This is a genomic window from Tardiphaga sp. 619_E2_N8_4 (genome assembly GCF_051810905.1).
GTDB lineage: Bacteria > Pseudomonadota > Alphaproteobacteria > Rhizobiales > Xanthobacteraceae > Tardiphaga > Tardiphaga robiniae.
Genome location: NZ_JBPWQJ010000001.1, coordinates 443,429 through 461,428, shown reverse-complemented (window position 1 = coordinate 461,428; position 18,000 = coordinate 443,429). Strand labels below are relative to the sequence as shown.

15 protein-coding genes are annotated in these 18,000 nt (G+C 62.4%); 5 read left to right on the top strand and 10 right to left on the bottom strand.

Annotated elements, in window-relative coordinates:
* Positions 1–52: 52 nt before the first annotated feature.
* Positions 53–1,417, bottom strand: a complete 1,365-nt coding sequence (locus tag AB8A23_RS02230; protein WP_439057017.1) for a sodium:proton antiporter — start codon at positions 1,415–1,417, stop codon at positions 53–55.
* Between the two features lie 115 nt (positions 1,418–1,532).
* Positions 1,533–2,096 carry an orotate phosphoribosyltransferase gene (gene pyrE, locus AB8A23_RS02225; RefSeq protein WP_170849765.1) on the bottom strand — a complete coding sequence of 188 codons (564 nt, stop codon included), beginning with the start codon at positions 2,094–2,096 and terminating at the stop codon, positions 1,533–1,535.
* A 176-nt stretch (positions 2,097–2,272) separates the two neighbouring features.
* Here pyrE and AB8A23_RS02220 point away from each other — a divergent pair, with 176 nt between their 5' ends.
* The gene (locus AB8A23_RS02220) at positions 2,273–2,899 is read left to right on the top strand and encodes a glutathione S-transferase family protein (RefSeq protein ID WP_439057018.1); all 627 of its coding nucleotides are present in this window, start codon (positions 2,273–2,275) and stop codon (positions 2,897–2,899) included.
* Here AB8A23_RS02220 and AB8A23_RS02215 read toward each other — a convergent pair.
* The 3 genes from AB8A23_RS02215 to polA all read right to left on the bottom strand — a co-directional run bounded on the left by AB8A23_RS02215 (position 2,896) and on the right by polA (position 7,340).
* Entirely contained in the window at positions 2,896–3,531 is a 636-nt protein-coding gene (locus AB8A23_RS02215; RefSeq protein ID WP_175368563.1) for a LysE family translocator, read from the bottom strand. The two genes, AB8A23_RS02220 and AB8A23_RS02215, sit on opposite strands and share 4 nt — an antisense overlap.
* A gap of 172 nt (positions 3,532–3,703) precedes the next feature.
* Entirely contained in the window at positions 3,704–3,991 is a 288-nt protein-coding gene (locus tag AB8A23_RS02210) for a GIY-YIG nuclease family protein (protein ID WP_309947934.1), read from the bottom strand.
* Positions 3,992–4,088: 97 nt separating this feature from the next.
* A complete protein-coding gene (polA, locus tag AB8A23_RS02205; protein ID WP_439057019.1) occupies positions 4,089–7,340 on the bottom strand; it encodes a DNA polymerase I in 3,252 nt (1,083 codons plus the stop codon).
* A gap of 139 nt (positions 7,341–7,479) precedes the next feature.
* On the opposite strand from polA, the gene AB8A23_RS02200 reads away from it, so the two are divergent.
* Entirely contained in the window at positions 7,480–8,085 is a 606-nt protein-coding gene (locus AB8A23_RS02200; RefSeq protein WP_439057020.1) for a hypothetical protein, read from the top strand.
* Positions 8,086–8,088: 3 nt separating this feature from the next.
* Here AB8A23_RS02200 and AB8A23_RS02195 read toward each other — a convergent pair whose 3' ends face one another.
* Positions 8,089–9,153: an acyltransferase family protein gene (locus AB8A23_RS02195; protein WP_184513159.1), complete on the bottom strand. Its 1,065-nt coding sequence runs from the start codon at positions 9,151–9,153 to the stop codon at positions 8,089–8,091.
* A gap of 292 nt (positions 9,154–9,445) precedes the next feature.
* Between AB8A23_RS02195 and hrpB the strand changes: the two genes are divergently transcribed.
* The 3 genes from hrpB to AB8A23_RS02180 all read left to right on the top strand — a co-directional run bounded on the left by hrpB (position 9,446) and on the right by AB8A23_RS02180 (position 14,337).
* Positions 9,446–12,034: an ATP-dependent helicase HrpB gene (gene hrpB / locus AB8A23_RS02190; protein ID WP_439057021.1), complete on the top strand. Its 2,589-nt coding sequence runs from the start codon at positions 9,446–9,448 to the stop codon at positions 12,032–12,034.
* Between the two features lie 141 nt (positions 12,035–12,175).
* The gene (locus AB8A23_RS02185; protein WP_089262841.1) at positions 12,176–12,694 is read left to right on the top strand and encodes a TIGR02281 family clan AA aspartic protease; all 519 of its coding nucleotides are present in this window, start codon (positions 12,176–12,178) and stop codon (positions 12,692–12,694) included.
* A gap of 143 nt (positions 12,695–12,837) precedes the next feature.
* On the top strand, positions 12,838–14,337 hold the full coding sequence (locus tag AB8A23_RS02180) for a phosphomannomutase/phosphoglucomutase (RefSeq protein ID WP_439060421.1): 1,500 nt from the start codon (positions 12,838–12,840) through the stop codon (positions 14,335–14,337).
* 57 nt (positions 14,338–14,394) lie between these two features.
* Here AB8A23_RS02180 and AB8A23_RS02175 read toward each other — a convergent pair whose 3' ends face one another.
* From AB8A23_RS02175 to AB8A23_RS02160, 4 genes are all read right to left on the bottom strand, one after another.
* Positions 14,395–15,276 (bottom strand): LysR substrate-binding domain-containing protein, encoded by an 882-nt coding sequence (locus AB8A23_RS02175; RefSeq protein WP_439057022.1) that lies wholly within the window; start codon positions 15,274–15,276, stop codon positions 14,395–14,397.
* A gap of 10 nt (positions 15,277–15,286) precedes the next feature.
* Positions 15,287–16,321, bottom strand: a complete 1,035-nt coding sequence (locus tag AB8A23_RS02170) for a YeiH family protein (protein ID WP_439057023.1) — start codon at positions 16,319–16,321, stop codon at positions 15,287–15,289.
* A 145-nt stretch (positions 16,322–16,466) separates the two neighbouring features.
* On the bottom strand, positions 16,467–16,976 hold the full coding sequence (locus tag AB8A23_RS02165) for an Lrp/AsnC family transcriptional regulator (RefSeq protein WP_089262825.1): 510 nt from the start codon (positions 16,974–16,976) through the stop codon (positions 16,467–16,469).
* Between the two features lie 78 nt (positions 16,977–17,054).
* Positions 17,055–17,987 carry a sugar kinase gene (locus AB8A23_RS02160; RefSeq protein ID WP_175368571.1) on the bottom strand — a complete coding sequence of 311 codons (933 nt, stop codon included), beginning with the start codon at positions 17,985–17,987 and terminating at the stop codon, positions 17,055–17,057.
* Positions 17,988–18,000 lie beyond the last annotated feature (13 nt).

The following is an 18,000-nucleotide window of genomic DNA, read 5'->3' as shown; positions in this document are numbered from 1 at the left end:
GCGGTGTCATGTTAGGGCGTCGTGGTAAATGAATGGTAACCAGCGCAGCGGGCTAGATGAAAAACACCCATGTCATCACCAGGAAGACCGGGATCAGCACCGCACCCGACCACAGGATGTAACCAAAGAAGCTTGGCATTTTTATGCCCGCGTCGCGGGCGATGGCATAGACCATGAAGTTCGGGGCGTTGCCGATATAGGTGTTGGCGCCCATGAACACTGCACCTGCCGAAATCGCCGCCAACGTCGCCGCCCCCGTCGTCATCAGCGTCTTGGCATCGCCGCCGGTGAGTTCGAAGAACACCAGATAGGTTGGCGCATTGTCGAGGAACGACGACAGGATGCCGGTGAGCCAGAAATAAGCGGCATTGTTCGGCGTGCCGTCGGCATGGCTGACGAGAGCAACCAGCGGCGCAAACGGGCCATTGGCGCCAGCCTGCAGCATGGCCATGACCGGCACGATGCAAATGAAAATGCCGGCGAACAGCAGTGCGACTTCCTCGATCGGCCCCCATTTGAAATCGTTCGCCTTGCGGTGCTCAGTCTTTGTCAGCCACAGCGACGCAAATGTCACCAGCACGAAGATCACGTCGCGCAGCAAATCCTGCAATGCGAGCGACGTGCCGAGCACGGTGAACGTGATGCCGGGCTTCCAGCTTGCGCTCATCAGGATTGCGCCGATGATCACGACCAGCAGCAGCAGGTTGATCTTACCATGCAGATGCAGTGGCGAATCCGGCGTCGGATCTTTCTTCGCAGGCAGATTACCTTCGCGGTGATGCAGCCAGACATCAAGCACCATGAAGATCGCCAGCACGATGCCGGCCGCGAACAGCGTTTCCGGAAAAATGTGCGCCGTGGTCCAGAAGAAATCGACGCCGCGGAGGAAGCCGAGGAAGAGTGGAGGGTCGCCGAGTGGTGAGAGCGAGCCGCCTATATTCGAGACGAGGAAGATGAAGAACACCACCACGTGGACGTTAGTGCGACGATCGTCATTGGCGCGGATCAGCGGCCGGATCAGGATCATCGACGCGCCGGTGGTGCCGACGACGCTGGCGATCAGCGTGCCGAAGCCCAGCAGCGCCGTATTGGTGAACACGCTGTCATGCAGGTTGCCCTCGACATAGATTCCGCCGGCCACGGTGAACAGCGCCAGCAGTAGCAGAATGAACGGTAGATATTCGAGCAGTACGGTGTGGGAGAGTGTATGCACCACGGTCGTTGCATCAGTCACGAAGAACAGCGGCACGACCACCAACGCGGCCCAGAAAGCGGCGAACTTGCCGTAATGGTGCTCCCACAGATGATGATAGAGCACCGGCCCCGTGGCGATGCACAGCAGGATTCCGGCAAATGGTAATGCCCACAGCAGCGACAGCCTGGTGCCATCGAGGCCGCCCTCGGCTGCATGTGCCATATCGGGCGCAAGCGTGACAATGAGGGGCAAAGCGGCGAGGGCGATGAAGCGAAGCAAAAGGTGACCTTTCACTGCGTCCTTGCGCGCATTGTGCGCGAACGGAGCCGATGAAGGATCAACCCTTCAGAAATTCGCCGGCCTTGTAAAGCGAGCGAAACGCCACGCCGGCCTTGGCAAAGGTCTCGGCTGCGCCTTCGTCGCGGTCCACCATGGTGAACACCAGCACGACTTCGCCGCCGGCCTCGCGTACGGCGTCGAGCGCCTTCACGGCAGAGCCACCAGTGGTGGTGACGTCCTCGACGATGACAATGCGTTTGCCTTCCAGCGTCTCGCCCTTGGCGAGACCTTCGACAGCGAGACGTGCACCGTGCTCCTTCGGCTTCTTGCGGACGAAGAAGGCCGCGATCGGATGGTTTTTCAGCCAGGAGAGCTGTGCGAGCGCGCCGGCCAGCGGCACGGCGCCCATCTCAAGCCCGCCGACATAATCGAGATTGTCGTCGCGCAGCGCGTCATAGGTCAGCTCGGCCAGCAGGGCCGCGCCTTCCGGGTGGCACATCGTGGGCTTCAGGTTGAAATAGAAATCGCTCTTGCGGCCTGAAGCCAAAGTGATCTCACCATAACCGAACGAACGGTCGCGGATGATCTCGAACAGGCGGGCGCGGGCGGCTGATTTGGTCAATGGCATGTCTCTGCTGAAACGGTCTCTGTGCTGAACCGGGCGCAATCTACCGGCGCTTTCCGGCACATTCCAGACTGGCGCGGGCCTCGTCAACACTCTCCAGGCCGTTTTACCGCCCGTTGGGACGATGCTACAGACCGGGCAACAAGATCAGGCAAGACCGGAAGAGGAATCGCATGACTATCGAGCTGCACACCTGGAATACGCCGAACGGCCGCAAGATCTCCGTCGCGCTGGAGGAAATGGGGCTGCCTTACAAGGTTTTCCCGGTGCATATCGGCAAGGGCGAGCAGATGAAGCCCGAATTCCTGAAAATCAGCCCTAACAACAAGATCCCGGCCATCGTCGATCCCGACGGGCCGGATGGCAAGCCGGTCAGCGTGTTCGAATCCGGCGCCATCCTGCTCTATCTCGGCGAAAAGACCGGCAAATTCCTGCCGAAATCTCTCGGCGAGCGGATTCCGGTGCTGGAATGGCTGATGTGGCAGATGGGGGGCTTCGGTCCGATGCCCGGCCAGGTGCATCATTTCATCGCGCTGGAAGATGAGACCCAGCGGGCCTACGGGTTGAAGCGCTATTCCGATGAGACGCGCCGGCTCTATGGCGTGCTGGATCGTCGCCTGGCCGACCACGAATTCGTCGCCGGCGCGCTGTCGGTGGCCGATTTCGCCGTCCTCGGCTGGGCCTGGCGGCATGAGCGCCACAAGGTGTCGTTCGCCGATTTCCCGAATGTCGGCCGCTGGTACGATGCGTTGATGGCGCGTCCGGGTGTGAAGCGCGGCATGGACGCGAAGCTGGATTAAGCCCGCTTTGTCTCCAGCGCCATCCGCACGGCGAGGCCGGCCAGCACCGTGCCCATCAGCCAGCGCTGCAGCTTGAGCCAGGTCGGTCGCTCGCCGAGAAACAGCGCGATCGATCCGGCGCCGAGCGCGATCAGCCCGTTGACGCCGACGCTGATGATGGTCTGCGTCGATCCGAGCACCAGCGACTGCGTCAGCACGCTGCCCGCCGTGGGATCGATGAATTGCGGCAGCAGCGCCAGATACAGCATCGCGATCTTCGGATTGAGCAGATTGGTGACGAAGCCCATGACGAACAGCTTGCGTGGGCTGTCGATCGCGAGCTTCTTGACCTGAAACGGTGAGCGTCCGTTCGGCTTCAGTGCCTGCCAGGCCAGCCACAGCAGATAGGCCGCGCCGGCGAGCCTCAGCGCGTCATAGGCATAGGGCACCGCGAACAGTAGCGCGGTGATGCCGAAGGCCGCGCACAGCATGTAGAAAATGAAGCCCAGCGCCACGCCGCCGAGCGACACCATGCCGGCCGCAGGCCCCTGCGTGATCGAGCGCGAGATCAGATAGATCATGTTCGGTCCCGGCGTCAGCACCATGCCGAGCGAGACGAGGGCAAAACCGAGCAGGGATGTGAGATGGGGCATGGGACCATTCGCTGGCTGGGAATGGTCGTTGTTTAGCCCATCGGATGGCGTCGAACCATTTCAGATTCGGTATCGCAGATAGTCGAAATCGTTTGTGACTCTCACTGGGCTGGTAAGCGGATGTGCCCACAGGTGTCATGGCCGGGCTTGACCCGGCCATCCATCGTCCGCGTCAGCGGACTATATCATGCCACAAGTCGCGCCAATCCGGATTCATCGACCGGATCAGATCGATTTTCCACTCACGCGACCAGTGCTTGATGTTCTTCTCGCGCTGGATCGCGATGGTGATCGAATCGTGCTGCTCGAAATAGACAAGGCGCGTGACGTCGTACTTTTTCGTAAAGCCTGGCACCAGTTTTTCACGGTGTTCGTAGATGCGGCGAATGAGATCATTGGTCACGCCCACATAGAGCGTTCCACCCGGCTTGCTTGCCAGAATGTAGACCCAATAACTCATGCGAAGATGATGGATTGCCGGGTCAAGCCCGGCAATGACAATTTTTATGTGGTAGCCGGTCGTGAACTACACGAGCCGGTGCATCTCACATCCGGCGTTAATGTGCCTCTTCCCAGTTATCCGCCGCGCGCGCATCGACCTGCAGTGGCACCGACAGCAGCACCGCCGGGAACGGCGCGTCCTGCATGGTGTGCTGCACGATCGGCAGCGTGGCCGCCACTTCGTCGTCGGGCACCTCAAAAATCAATTCGTCGTGCACCTGCAGCAGCATCTTGGCTGAGAGCTTCTTCTCCGCCAGCGCATCTTCCATCCGCGTCATGGCGCGGCGGATGATGTCGGCCGCGGTGCCCTGCAGGCGCGCATTGATCGCGGCGCGTTCGTTGAAGGCGCGGATCGAGGCGTTGCTCGCCTTGATGTCCGGGTAATGACATTTACGCCCGAACAGGGTCTGCACATAGCCGTGCTCCCTGCAGAAATCGCGCGTCTGGTCCATGTAAGCGCGGATGCCGGGGAAACGCTCGAAGTACTTCTTGATATAGGCGCCGGCTTCCTCGCGGGGTATGCCGAGCTGATTGGCGAGACCGAAGGCCGAGATGCCATAGATGATGCCGAAGTTGATCGCCTTGGCGCGGCGGCGGATTTCGGCCGGCATGTCCTTGACCGGCACGCCGAACATTTCCGAAGCCGTCATGGCGTGAATGTCGAGGCCGTCCTGGAATGCCTGTTTCAGCACAGGGATATCGGCGATCTCTGCCAGCAGTCGCAATTCGATCTGCGAGTAGTCGGCCGACACCAGCTTGTGGCCGGGCGCGGCGATGAAGGCGCGGCGAATTTTGCGGCCGTCCTCGGTCCGGACCGGGATATTCTGCAGGTTCGGTTCGTTGGATGAGAGGCGTCCCGTCGTCGTCGCTGCCAAGGCGTAAGTCGTGTGGACGCGATGGGTCTGCGGATGCACGTAATTTGGCAGGGCGTCGGTATAGGTCGAGCGCAGCTTGGACACCTGCCGCCAGTCGAGAATTTTTCGCGGAAATTCGTGGCCCTGTTCGGCGAGGTCATCGAGCACCTGCGCCGAGGTCGACCACGCGCCGGTCTTGGTCTTGCTGCCGCCCGGCAGGCCCATCTTGCCGAACAGGATATCGCCGAGCTGCTTGGGACTGCCGATATTCACCTCTTCGCCGGCGATCTCGCGGATCTCGGCTTCGATGCGCGCAGCGGTCTGCGCGAAATCGGCAGAGAGCTTTGAAAGCACCTGACGGTCGATGGAAATGCCGCGGCGCTCCATGCGGGCCAGCACGGAAATCAGCGGTCGCTCCAGCGTCTCATAGACGGTGGTCATGTGCTCGGCCGAAAGCCGCGGCTTCAGCACATTCCACAGCCGCAGCAGCACGTCGGCGTCTTCGGCGGCGTAAGTCGTGGCGCGGTCGATCTTGACCTGCTCGAACGTCAGCTTGCCCTTGCCGGAGCCGATGATCTCGCTATAGGTCAGCATGGCATGGCCGAGCCAGATCTCGGCAAGCGCGTCGAGTCCATGGGCATTGCGCCCGGCATCGAGCGCATAGGACATCAGCTGCACGTCGTCGGCATTGCGCAGGGTGACACCGTGCTGCGCCAACAACACCGCGGTGAACTTGATGTTGAAGCCGATCTTCAACAGGCCTGCGGATTCCAGAACGGGTTTCAACGCTTCGAGCGCGTCGGAGGCCTTGATCTGGTCGGGCTCGAGGTCGGCGGCGAACAGGCCGGTGCCATCGCCGGACTGGCGATGTGCGAGCGGCACATAGCAGGCATCATTCGGCCCGAGCGACAGCGCGATACCGACCATATCGGCCTGCATCGGATCGATCGACGACGCCTTGCATTCGAACGCGACGTGACCGGTATCGAGAATCCTGGCGATCCATGTGTTGAGGTCGGCGAGCGTGCGCACGGTCTGATAGTCGTCGCGCTTGACCGGCAGCTTTCGCGCAGCGGCGGCGCGGGCGGCGGCGAGGGAGGCCGGCGTCAATTGGTCTTTTGCGCCGGGGCCTGTGGCATGCGCGCTGCCCTTGGCCGCCGCGGGTGCACGTGCGGCAGTCGGAGCGTCGAACAGATCGCCGCCCGCTTTGCTCGGGGACGGCGCGGAGCTGCTCTTCGTCGCGCTGTCGGCATCCACATCCGCCGGATCAATCTCGGCATATTCGGCAACGCGCCGCGTCAGCGTCGAAAATTCCATTGCCTTCAGGAACGCGATCAGCTTGCGCGCATCGGGCTCGTGCACCGCGAGGTCATCGAGCGGCACGTCGAGTGCCACCTTGTCATCGAGCAGCACGAGCTGGCGCGACGTGATGGCCAGCTCCTTATTGTCGATGATTTTGCCTACGGTTCCGCCGATCACACGGGAAAGATCGCGCGCGTCGAGGATTAGTTTGCAGAACTGATTTCCGGAAGCAGCCAGACGCTCGATAGTTGCCGTGTCAGCAGTTGGATTTCCTTTCTTATCTTTCGTTAATTCGCTCTCTCCAAATTTCTCTACCAAGACTTGTCCAACTTGCGCGGCCGAACCGGGTTTGACTGGCCCGCCCGCAATAGCGACAATCTGCTCTTCGAGTTCGGTGAGCTGTGTCTTTAACTCTTGCTCGATCTTCTCAGGCTCATTCTCTGCGGATAGAATTCGATCGAGTGAGCCGAGTGCTCGAATCAAGGTGCTTGCAGCCTTTGGACCTACCCCTGGGACGCCCGGCACATTATCGACCGAGTCGCCAATAAGCGCCTGCACTTCGACGACCTTGTTCGGCGGCACGCCGAATTTCTCGATCACCTCGGCGATCCCCAAGCGGCGATCCTTCATGGTGTCGTACATGGTGACCTGCTCGGTCACGAGCTGCATCAGGTCCTTGTCCGAGGACACGATGGTGGCGGTCGCGCCGCGCTCTCCGGCTTCGCGGACATAGGTCGCGATCAGGTCGTCGGCTTCGAAACCGCCTTGCTCGATGCTCGGCAGATCGAAGGCGCGGACGGCATCACGAATGAGCGCGAATTGCGGGATCAGGTCGTCTGGCGCCGGCGGCCGGTGCGCCTTGTATTCGGGGTAGAGCTTGTTGCGGAAGGTCACTTCCGACTTGTCGAAGATGATCGCCAGATGCGTCGGCCGGTTGTCCGGCGGCATGTCGCGGATCAGCTTCCACAGCATGTTGCAGAAGCCGAGCACGGCATTGACCTGCAGCCCGTCGGACTTGCGGTTCAGCGGCGGCAACGCGTGATAGGCGCGGAAAATATAGGACGAGCCGTCGACCAGAAAGACGTGGTCGCCCTTCGCGAGGGCCTTGACGGTGGCGGGCTTGGCGGCGGCTGTTTCTGAGGTTTTCGGCATGGGCGCAACTTAAGGATTTTCGCCGGAAATGACAGTCTGTCAGCCGGCCATCCCGCCGGTTTTTGTGATGCCGCCCGGCTTGCGCCGCGCCCTGTTCCATGTGCCCTTGCGCCGGTCATTGCCAATCGAAGGACCATTCATGCCCGATCTCGCCGAACTGATGGACAAAATGAAAAGCGTCGAGGCCGAGATCGAGGCCGAGCTGACCCGTCGGCGGGAAGAGCTGCGCTTTCGCTTCGAGCGGCGCAAGATCGTGTTCGAGCAGGATATCGAGAAGCTGCAGCGCGCCATCAAGGTGGGCGCGTCGAAATACCTCTTCAGCGCCAATCCGCTGATCGTGTTGTCCGCTCCGGTGATCTATTCGCTGATCATCCCCTTCGTACTGATCGATCTCTGGGTGATGGCCTATCAGGCGGTCTGCTTTCCGATCTACGGTATCCCCAAGGTGCGGCGGCGCGACTATCTGGTGTTCGACCGGCATCACCTCGCTTATCTCAACATCATCGAGAAGGTGAACTGCGCCTATTGCTCATACTGTAACGGCGTGGCCGCCTTCGTGCGCGAGGTTGCCGCGCGCACCGAGGTTTATTGGTGTCCGATCAAGCATGCGCGCCGCGTGCTCGGCCCGCATCCGCACTATGTCGGATTTGCAGATTTCGGCGATGCGGAAGGTTTCCGCGCCAAAATTGAGGGCATGAAGGACGGCGTGAAGCTAGATGACGGAAGGTCGCCGACGGCGGTGTAAGTTCTACTCCGCCGCCTGCAGCGTCGCGCTTTTCTTCTTCGGCGCAATCCAGAACGCTGCCGGGCGCTCGAACAGGAAGTTCGCACGGACCATCAGCGCGAGCCTCCAGATCACCAGCGCGCCGATGACGCCGCAGAGTGTCACCAGCAGCGAGATCGTGCCGATGTCGAACGGGCTGAATTTCAGCAACAGCGCGCGGGATGTCGCCATCGGCAAGAAGAAGGCGAGATAGATCACGATGGAATGCTCGCCGAAGAAGCGGATGAAGCCGAGCCACTGCATCTTCGCCAGCAGCGTGCCCATCACGATGATCGCGACCGCGCCGGCGAAGCCGAGCATCAGCGAGATCACTGGCCATTCGCTGCAGCCGTCATAGACGAGAGCGGCATTGACCAGCGCCCAGGCCGCAAGGCCGACCAGCGCCATCACTGGTTTGGCCCGCGCGCGATCGGACAGCGCGAAGACCTGCGTCGCGAACAGGTAGCCCGAATAGAAATAGACGAAGCGCGAGCAGAACTCGTCGATCATCGTCCAGCCGGTGCTGATATGCGCCATCTCCAGCGCGGCGGCGATGCCCCAGATCAGCAGCGGCGGCACGCGCCGCGCCAGCTTGGTGACGACGAAGAACACCGGCAGCATATAGATGAACCACAGCGTGCCGAACGGCTCGATATAGGAGATCAGATAGAGATTGGCGACATAGGCCCAGCCGTGTTCGGCAGCAAAGCCGGGCGCCTTGAAGCCGAACTGGATGGTCACCCAGAGCACGTAGAAATACAGGAAGTGGACGACCTTGCGGTCGAGATAGGTCCGCCAGTCGCGGTCGATGACACGGGCCAGAAAGAGCCCGGAGATCAGGAAGAAATCCGGCATCCGGAACGGTTTGGCGAAGGCCACCAGCAGATGCATGTAGCCGGTCTGGCCGGCGGCCAGTTCGACACCCAGCACCGAGTGCATCATCACCACCATGATGATGCAGATGCCCTTGGCGTAATCGACCCAGTCGATTCGCTCTGTCCCTGACAGCGCCGCGCGATCGGCGACGGCGAAGGTGCCACTGGTGGTCATCGGTATCCCCTGTTCGGCGCTTCTTTTGGCCGGATCATGAGACGAGATCGGTTTCAATTGCCTTTCTCTAAACCCCAAATATGCCCCGCAAATGGTCGCGGCAGGGCGAGTTTGGCGGGGTGGTTAACGGGCGTTAAGGAGTGGGGGAATGGGGCGCAACGTCCTCTCCACCGTTATCGCCGGGCTTGACCCGGCGATCCATCTTCTCGCGAAGCAAGATGGATACGCGGGTCAAGCCCGCGTATGACACCTGAGATTGGTATGCCCCCGAGAACATCGCGAAGATGACGATTTGACCCGAACCTTCGATACATCCCTGCCCATCGATGCTGTGCTTGACGACCTGTCGGGCGCGCTGGACGCCGGCAACGCCGCGGTGCTGGTGGCGCCGCCGGGCGCCGGCAAGACCACGCGCGTGCCGCTGGCTTTGCTCGATGCGCCGTGGCTGAAGGGGAAGAAGATCATCATGCTGGAGCCGCGGCGCATCGCAGCCCGCGCCAGCGCCGAGCGGATGGCGAAAACGCTGGGCGAGCGCGTCGGCGAAACCGTCGGCTATCGCGTCCGCTTTGGCTCGAAGATCTCGCGCAACACCCGGATAGAAGTGGTCACCGAAGGGATTTTCTCGCGGCAGATCCTCGACGATCCCGAGTTGAAGAATATCGGCGCGGTGCTGTTCGACGAATTCCATGAGCGCTCGCTGGATGCCGATATGGGACTCGCTCTGGCGCGCGATGTGCAAACCGGCTTGCGCGAGGACCTGCGCATCCTGGTGATGTCGGCGACCATCGACGGCGCGCGGATCGCGAAGCTGCTTGGCGATGCACCGGTCATTGCCAGCGAGGGGCGGGCTTATCCCGTGGAGACGCGCTATCTCGGCCGCAAGCCCGATATCCAGCTCGAGCGGCAGATGGCCGACGCCATCACGACCGCCTTGCGCGCCGATCCCGGCTCGGTGCTGGCGTTTCTGCCGGGCGCCGCGGAAATCCGTCGCACGCAGAATTTCCTCGCCGAGCGCGTGCAGGACGCGTCCATCGAGATCGTCCCTTTATTCGGTGCACTCGATGCCGGCGTGCAGGACCGTGCCATCCAGCCCGCGCCCAAGGGACAGCGCAAGGTGGTGCTGGCAACCTCGATTGCCGAGACCTCGCTGACCATCGAAGGCGTGCGCATCGTGGTGGATTCCGGTGTCGCCCGCGTGCCGCGCTATGAGCCGGACATCGGACTGACGCGGCTGGAAACCGTGCGTGCCTCGCGCGCCGCCGTCGATCAGCGCCGCGGCCGCGCCGGCCGGACCGAGCCCGGCATCTGCTACCGGCTATGGGACGAGCCGCAGACCGCCTCATTGCCGGCCTACACACAGCCGGAAATTCTCAGCGCGGATCTGTCCACGCTGGTGCTCGATCTCGCGCAATGGGGCGTCAGCGATCCCGCACAACTGACCTTCCTCGATCCGCCGCCTGCGCCAGCGCTGAAGGAAGCACGCGGCCTGCTCGGCGAACTCGGAGCGCTCGATGGCGATGGCCGTATCACCGAAGAAGGCCATGCGCTGCGCGCGCTGGCGCTGCCGCCGCGGCTGGCGCGCATGATCGTAGATTCGGCGCGGTTCGGTTATGGCGGAGAAGCTGCCGAGATCGCTGCCATCCTCACTGAACGCGGGCTTGGTGGCGATAGCGTCGATCTCGACGTCAGACTCGATCTGTTCCGCCGCGACCGCTCGCAGCGCGCTGGCAGCGCCCGGCAGCTCGCGGAGCGCTGGGCGTCGCAGGTCGAAGGCAACGAGCGCGGCGCTTCTGCTCCCTGGGAGGGTCGGGGAGGGGGGTCCACAAGTGAGGTCGGAGCGTGGGGCACCCCCATCCCCGACCCTTCCCCGCAAGGGGGAAGGGGGCTCGACCGCCGCAGCCCAACCTCGGATACGCTGACCACCGGCACCATGCTCGGCTTTGCATTCCCGGATCGCGTGGCCAAGAATCGTGGCAATGGCAGTTTCGTGCTGGCTAATGGCCGCGGCGCGTCGATCGAACAAAGTGCCGCCCTGGCGCGCGCGCCATATATCGCCGTGGCGGAGCTCACCGGCACGGCGGCCAATGGCCGTATCCTGCTGGCAGCGCCGATCGCGCAGGCCGATATCGAGACGCGCTTCGCCGATCAGATCGAGAATACCGACGATGTCAGTTTCGATCGGGCATCGATGTCGCTGCGCGGCCGCCGCAAGCGTGTGCTGCATGCGATTACGTTGTCGGAAGCTCCGTTCACGCTGAAGCCATCCGAAGACACCGCGCGCGTTTTCGCCGACGGTCTGGTTGCCGCGGGCATCGACCGCTTGCCATGGTCGAAGGCGCTGCAGCAGTGGCGGGGGCGCGTGATGTTCCTGCGCGCGTCGGAAGGCGACGCCTGGCCCGATCTGTCCGACACTGCGCTCGCCGCGGCGCGCGAGAGCTGGCTGATGCCGGCGCTGTTCGACAAGATCTCGCTGAAGGATTTCTCGGCCGGCGATCTATCCGACGCCGTGATGGGTCTGCTGCCCTGGGATCTGCGTGCGCGGCTCGACAAGGAAGCGCCGACGCATTTCGAGGCGCCGACGGGGACGGTACTGGCGATCGATTACGAAGCCGAGCAGGGGCCGACCATTGCCGTCCGTTTGCAGGAATTGTTCGGGCTGACCACCCATCCGTCGGTCGCCAAGGGCAAGGTGCCGCTGGTGATGGAATTGCTGTCGCCGGCGCAGCGGCCGGTGCAGGTGACGCGCGATCTGCCGGGCTTCTGGCGGGGCAGCTACCTCGACGTGCGCTCGGACCTGCGCGGCCGCTATCCGCGACATCCCTGGCCGGAAGATCCCGCCAATGCGCTGCCGACGCGCCGCGTGAAGCCGCGCGGGACGTGATCATCAGACAAAGTGCCGCTCATTAACGCTTCGCTCATCCTTTTCGCGAAAATAGCAGTCTGTAAGACCGTCCTGAACGGACGGTGGTGAGCCCGTGTGATGAACTCGCGGTTCCCCTGATTGCGTTCAGTGAGGTTGCGTATGCGTAGTATCATGTTCTTCGCGGCGATCCTGATCGGTCTGGGCACCGTGATGGCGCAGATGGCCGACAAGATGACGGCGACGACGCCGGCCATGGCGAAGGCGTCATCCCCTGCACCCACGACACAGGGCAATGCAAAGGCCGGTGTCCGTAGCCTGTCGATTGCGCGCGATGCCCGCGGTCACTTCCAGACTGAGGGGAGCATCGAGGGCCAGCGCATCGGCTTCATGGTCGATACTGGCGCGTCCGTCATCGCATTGAATGAAAAGTCGGCGGCACGATTTGGTTTGCGTCCGTCGCGTGCCGATTATAACGCCACGGTGACAACGGCGAACGGAACGCTGAAGGCTGCGCGCACGCGAATCGCTGTCGTGCAGGTCGGTGAGCTGACCGTGCGTGATGTCGATGCGATGGTGCTGCCCGATGAGGCACTGTCCGAGAATCTGCTCGGCCTGTCGTTTCTCTCGAAGTTGAAACGCTTCGAATATGCAAATGGCCGGATGGTACTCGAACAGTAGTACCTCATATCCCCCACGCATTCACGCCGCAGCCCAATTCTAAACAAACTCGCATCCTTGAATGCCCATGCGCCTTCCCACAGGCGTGCGCAAAGGCTAAGCCTGCGCATTCAAGATTGATCCCAATGATGCGAGGTCCTGCGATGTTTCCGAAGCCGAAGCCCTTGCTCGTGCCGAATACCTACGCTTACGAATCCGAGCCGATGGTAAAGGCCACGGGTTTTCGCGAATATGACGCGCGCTGGCTGTTCGGCAAGGAAATCAACCTGATGGGCATTCAGGCGCTGGGCATGGGGCTCGGCGCGCTGATTGCAGAACTCGGCCAGAAGCAGGAAATCGTCACCGGACACGATTTCCGTGGCTACTCCGCCTCGATCAAATACGCGCTGATGACGGGCCTGATGGCCGCCGGCTGCAAGGTCCATGATATCGGCCTCGCGGTAACGCCGATGGCCTATTTCGCGCAGTTCGATCTCGATGTGCCCTGTGTCGCCATGGTGACGGCCTCGCATAACGACAATGGCTGGACCGGTGTGAAGATGGGCGCCAGCAAGCCGCTGACCTTCGGTCCGGACGAGATGACCCGGCTGAAGGAAATCGTGCTCAATGCCGAATTCAAGAACAAGGCTGGCGGCTCCTACCAATTCCACGAGAATTATCCGGCGCGTTATATCGCCGATCTCACCAATCGCCCGAAGCTGAAGCGCAAGCTGAAGGTCGTCGTGGCCTGCGGCAACGGCACCGCGGGCGCGTTCGCGCCACAAGTGATGGAAGCGATCGGCTGCGAGGTGATTCCGCTCGATACCGAGCTCGATCACACCTTCCCGAAATACAATCCGAATCCGGAAGACATGGAAATGCTGCACGCGATCCGCGATGCGGTGCTCGAACACAAGGCCGATGTCGGTCTTGGTTTCGACGGTGATGGCGATCGCTGCGGCGTCGTCGACAACACCGGCGAGGAAATCTTCGCCGACAAGGTCGGCGTGATGCTCGCGCGCGATATGTCGGCGGTTTACAAGGATGCGACCTTCGTGGTCGACGTGAAATCGACCGGACTGTTCGTGACGGATCCGGTGCTGCAGAAGCAGAATGCCAAGACGACCTATTGGAAGACCGGCCACTCCTACATGAAGCGCCGCACCAATGAGCTGAAGGCGCTCGCCGGCTTCGAGAAGTCCGGTCACTTCTTCTTCAATGCGCCGGTGGGCCGTGGCTATGACGACGGCCTCGTCTCAGCGATTGCGATCTGCGAAATGATGGACCGCGCGCCCGGCAAGACCATGGCCGATCTCAAGGAGGCGTTGCCGAAGACCTGGTCGTCGCCGACCATGTCGCCGCATTGTGCCGACGAGACCAAATACGGCGTCGTCGCTGCGGTGGTGAAGCATTTCGAGGATGCGCAGAAGAAGGGCGACAAGGTCGCCGGACAATCGATCCGCGATCTCGTGACGGTCAACGGCGTGCGCGTCACCTGCGAGGACGGCAGCTGGGGTCTGGTGCGGGCGTCATCAAATAAGCCGGAGCTGGTGGTCGTGGTCGAAAGCCCGGTCTCCGAAGCGCGGATGCACGACATGTTCGAAGCCATGAATGTGGTGCTGCGGACGCATCCGGAAGTCGGCGCGTATAACCAGACGATCTGATTCTCGACGACGCTTGGCGGCGCTCCGCTCACCTCTCCCCGGCGGGGAGAGGTTAAGTTAGGGCGTTGCAATCATCTCCGACATCTCCCTTGCCGCCTGCGTCACATAGCGCTCCTTGTGGCGCAGCTGGATGAAGCGCCGTGTTGGCAGCGAGGCTTCGAGGGCGATGAGATCGCCGCTGCCGATCAAGGCGGCGGCAACCAGGCGTGAGATGATGCTCGCACCAGCGCCGGCCACGACGGCCGCGCAGACGGCTTCGTTCGATGGCAGCTCCATGGCAACGCGAATGTGGTCAGGCGCGATTCCTGATTGGTCCAGCACCGATTGCGCGATGGCGCGCGTGCCGGAGCCGGCTTCACGCAGCACCCAGTTCGTCTCGGCGAACTGACCCGGCACGACAGTGTGTCGCTTCGCCCATCGATGCGATCGGCCAACCACCAGCACAAGTTCGTCGTCGCCCACGGGCTGGGTCGCGAGTGCCGGATGGTCAACCGCGCCTTCGACGATGCCGAGATCGACTTCGCCATCGCGCAGCCAGTCGGCCACCTGCTCGGTATTTCCGATGCGGAGGCTGAGGTCGATGCCGGGGAATTGCTGGCGATAGCGCGCCATGATGGGCGGTAGAAAATAGTTGCCGACGGTCTGGCTCGCGGCCAGCGCAAGGGAGCCGCGCGTCATGCCGGCCATATCGGTGAGGACGGTCGTCGCGGCGGCAGCGCGTGCCAGCACGGCCCGGGCTTCGATCAGAAAGGCGCGGCCAATCTCGGTCAATTCGATGCGGCGGCCGACGCGGTGAAACAGCTGCGTCGCATAGCGCGTTTCCAGCGCCGCAATGGCGGCGCTGGTGGCAGATTGGGTGAGATGCAGACTCTCGGCAGCCCGCGTCATGTGCTCGTGTTCGGCGACGGCGACGAAGATCCGGAGCTGTTCGAGCGTCATGGCATCTCCGTCAGGTAGTCAGCTTCACCAGCATGAGGCTGAAGCCGGCAATGAACAGGAAGGCTGCGGCGCCAAGCAGCAGCGGGCGCAGGCCCTTGGCGCGCAGCTTCTGGATATTGGTTTCCAGCCCCATTGCGGCGAGCGCCATGGTCAGCAGGAAGGTCGTGATCGGAATGATCAGGCTCATAGCTGCATGCGGCACGTCAACGAGGCTATTCAGGATCACCATCGCCACGAAGCCGAAGGCGAACCACGGCATCGGCACCTTGGCGCTGCCGGATTCCGCGCCGATGGCGCGTGCGCGCCGTGTCGCCAGCAGGCCAAGTGTGATCACCACCGGTGCCAGCATCATCACGCGCGCGAGTTTCGCGACGGTACCGAATTCGCCGGCGTCGCGGCTCTGCTGGAAGGTGGCCGCGACCACCTGCGCGATCTCGTGGATCGATGCGCCAGCCCAAAGCCCGAAATGATGTGGGTCGAGCTGCAGCACGCTACCGAGTAGCGGATAGACGAACATGGCGATCGAGCCAAAGATGGTGACGCAGGCGACCGCGTAGGCGACATCCTCATCGGGCGCGCGGGTCACGGTGTTGGTTGCGATCACGGCGGACGCGCCGCAAATCGATGTGCCGGCGGCGATCAGTTCGACCAGTCTGCGGTCGATACCCATCGCGCGGCCAAGCCATGTGGTGAAGATGAAGGTTGTAAGGAGCGTCGCCGCGATCACCGCGAAGCCGATGCCGCCAACTTCCAGCAACTGCGCCGCGGTGAGCTGCAGGCCGAGCAGGATGATGGCGAAGCGCAGGATGCTGCGCATGGAGAAACTGATGCCGGCTTTGGCCGCAGCCGGCGCGCCGGATGTGTTCTGGATCGCGATACCGATGCCGATGGCCAGGATCATCGGACTGGCGAGGCCGATATAGGGGATTTCACGCAAGGCGAGTGCAGTGCCGGCGATGGCGCCGGTGAGCGCCAATCCGGGAAGAAGCGGGTTGCGAGCAGCAAGCGGGCTGGTGCGGTTGGCATCTTGGGCAAGAACGGTCATGGGCCAAACTCCGGTTTGGCCACATCCTCATGCCGCTTGATCAATAAATCTAATTGATCATTATTGTTGATTCAATCGAATTATATGATTGATCTGTTTCGGCGTCGTCGCCCGGTCCGACCGGGCGACGACAGCGCGGTATTTCTCAAGCAGCCGGCATCGGTGGCACCGGCAGTGCCGTGACCGACTTGATCTTCTCCATGGCGAAGCGGGAGGTGACGTTCTTCAAGGCCACCGCACTGATCAGCTTCTTGTAGAAGATGTCGTAGCTCTGCATGTCGGCCACGACCACGCGCAGCATGTAGTCGACGTCGCCGGCCATCCGGTAGAATTCCATGACTTCGGGCATGGCGCTGACGGCATCGGCGAATTTCTTCAGCCAGGCGTCGGAATGGTCGCCGCTCTCCACCGAGACAAACACCGAGATACCCAGGCCGATCTTGTTTTGATCGACCAGCGCCACCCGGCGGAGGATTACGCCATCGGCTTCGAGGCGCTGGATGCGCTTCCAGCACGGTGTCGACGAAAGCCCCACGCGGTCGCCGATCTCGGCCACCGACAGCGAGGCGTCTTCCTGCAGGACGGTCAGGATCTTGCGATCGATCGCATCGAGGCGGCGGGTGGATTCAAGGGGCTGGTCGGCGACATCGGTCATGGGAAGAACTTTGTTCTAATTATGGGGTCGAGTAACCTCATATATAGAACATTCTTCCAAGGCAAGCCCTGTACCGCCTCAGCTAAGGGCGCCGACCCGGGATTCCCTCAAAAGCTGTTCGACTTCAGCACGTTGCGGGCAGGCGAAAGCACCGCCATAGCGGGTGCATTTCAGGGCCGCGGCGGCGGAGGCGAAGCGCAGCGCCTCCGGTACCGACTTGCCGCCCGCGAATTCCAGCGCGAAGGCGCCATGGAAAATGTCGCCGGCGCCGAGGGTGTCCACGGTGTGAACGGGGAAGGCCGGGGTTTCCTTGGGATGTCCGTGCTCGTCGAGCCACAGGGTACCGCGCGGGCCGCGGGTGACGGCAAGGAAGGACGAGGTCAGCGTCGCCATCTTCTGCAGCGCCTTGAGATTGTCGGTGATGCCGGCGGTCGATTGCAGCGCATCGTCCGAGAAGATCAGGTGCGAGGAGGCGGTCAGCAGGCCCTCGCGCTGCGACAGCGTGCTGTCGATATCGACGACGACGGGAATGCCGCGATGACGTGCCTCGATGCACAGCTCGGTGGCGAAGCCGGCGCAGCGGCTCTCGACCAGAATGGCGCTGCAGTCCTGCAGCAGCAGGTCGTGGTCGGGCAGTTTTACCTTCCAGAGTTCGGGATCGCGGAAGGTGACGATGGTGCGCTCGCCCGACGGGTCGATCATGACGGCCGAGATCGGTGTCACCAGGCCCGGCATATGCACCAGATGCGCGGAGTCGATGCCTTCCTTGGCGAGGTCATCGAACAGAAACTGGTCGGCGGTCTCGTTCTTGTCGCCCATCGGCCCGGTCATCGACGCCCGGCCACCCAGCCGGCTGACGCCGATGGCGGCGTTGAGCGCATTGCCGCCGATGATCTGGGCGAAACGTTGGGAGGGGAATTTTTGGCCACGCCCCGGGACGGCTTCGACGGCAAAGGTCAGGTCGCGAACCGGCAGGCCGATACACAATACGTGGACAGGCTTGGCACTCATGAAGGATTCCCCG

Bases quoted from the DNA above. Each gene is read 5' to 3' on its own strand.
- AB8A23_RS02220 (WP_439057018.1), top strand. From the start codon at position 2,273: ATGACTATCGAGCTGCACACCTGGAATACGCCGAACGGCCGCAAGATC.
- AB8A23_RS02170 (WP_439057023.1), bottom strand. From the start codon at position 16,321: ATGACCGTTCTTGCCCAAGATGCCAACCGCACCAGCCCGCTTGCTGCT.
- AB8A23_RS02180 (WP_439060421.1), top strand. From the start codon at position 12,838: ATGTTTCCGAAGCCGAAGCCCTTGCTCGTGCCGAATACCTACGCTTAC.
- AB8A23_RS02200 (WP_439057020.1), top strand. From the start codon at position 7,480: ATGCCCGATCTCGCCGAACTGATGGACAAAATGAAAAGCGTCGAGGCC.
- AB8A23_RS02195 (WP_184513159.1), bottom strand. From the start codon at position 9,153: ATGACCACCAGTGGCACCTTCGCCGTCGCCGATCGCGCGGCGCTGTCA.
- AB8A23_RS02175 (WP_439057022.1), bottom strand. From the start codon at position 15,276: ATGACGCTCGAACAGCTCCGGATCTTCGTCGCCGTCGCCGAACACGAG.
- AB8A23_RS02165 (WP_089262825.1), bottom strand. From the start codon at position 16,976: ATGACCGATGTCGCCGACCAGCCCCTTGAATCCACCCGCCGCCTCGAT.
- AB8A23_RS02215 (WP_175368563.1), bottom strand. From the start codon at position 3,531: ATGCCCCATCTCACATCCCTGCTCGGTTTTGCCCTCGTCTCGCTCGGC.
- AB8A23_RS02160 (WP_175368571.1), bottom strand. From the start codon at position 17,987: ATGAGTGCCAAGCCTGTCCACGTATTGTGTATCGGCCTGCCGGTTCGC.
- AB8A23_RS02230 (WP_439057017.1), bottom strand. From the start codon at position 1,417: ATGGCACATGCAGCCGAGGGCGGCCTCGATGGCACCAGGCTGTCGCTG.
- AB8A23_RS02185 (WP_089262841.1), top strand. From the start codon at position 12,176: ATGCGTAGTATCATGTTCTTCGCGGCGATCCTGATCGGTCTGGGCACC.
- polA (WP_439057019.1), bottom strand. From the start codon at position 7,340: ATGCCGAAAACCTCAGAAACAGCCGCCGCCAAGCCCGCCACCGTCAAG.
- AB8A23_RS02210 (WP_309947934.1), bottom strand. From the start codon at position 3,991: ATGAGTTATTGGGTCTACATTCTGGCAAGCAAGCCGGGTGGAACGCTC.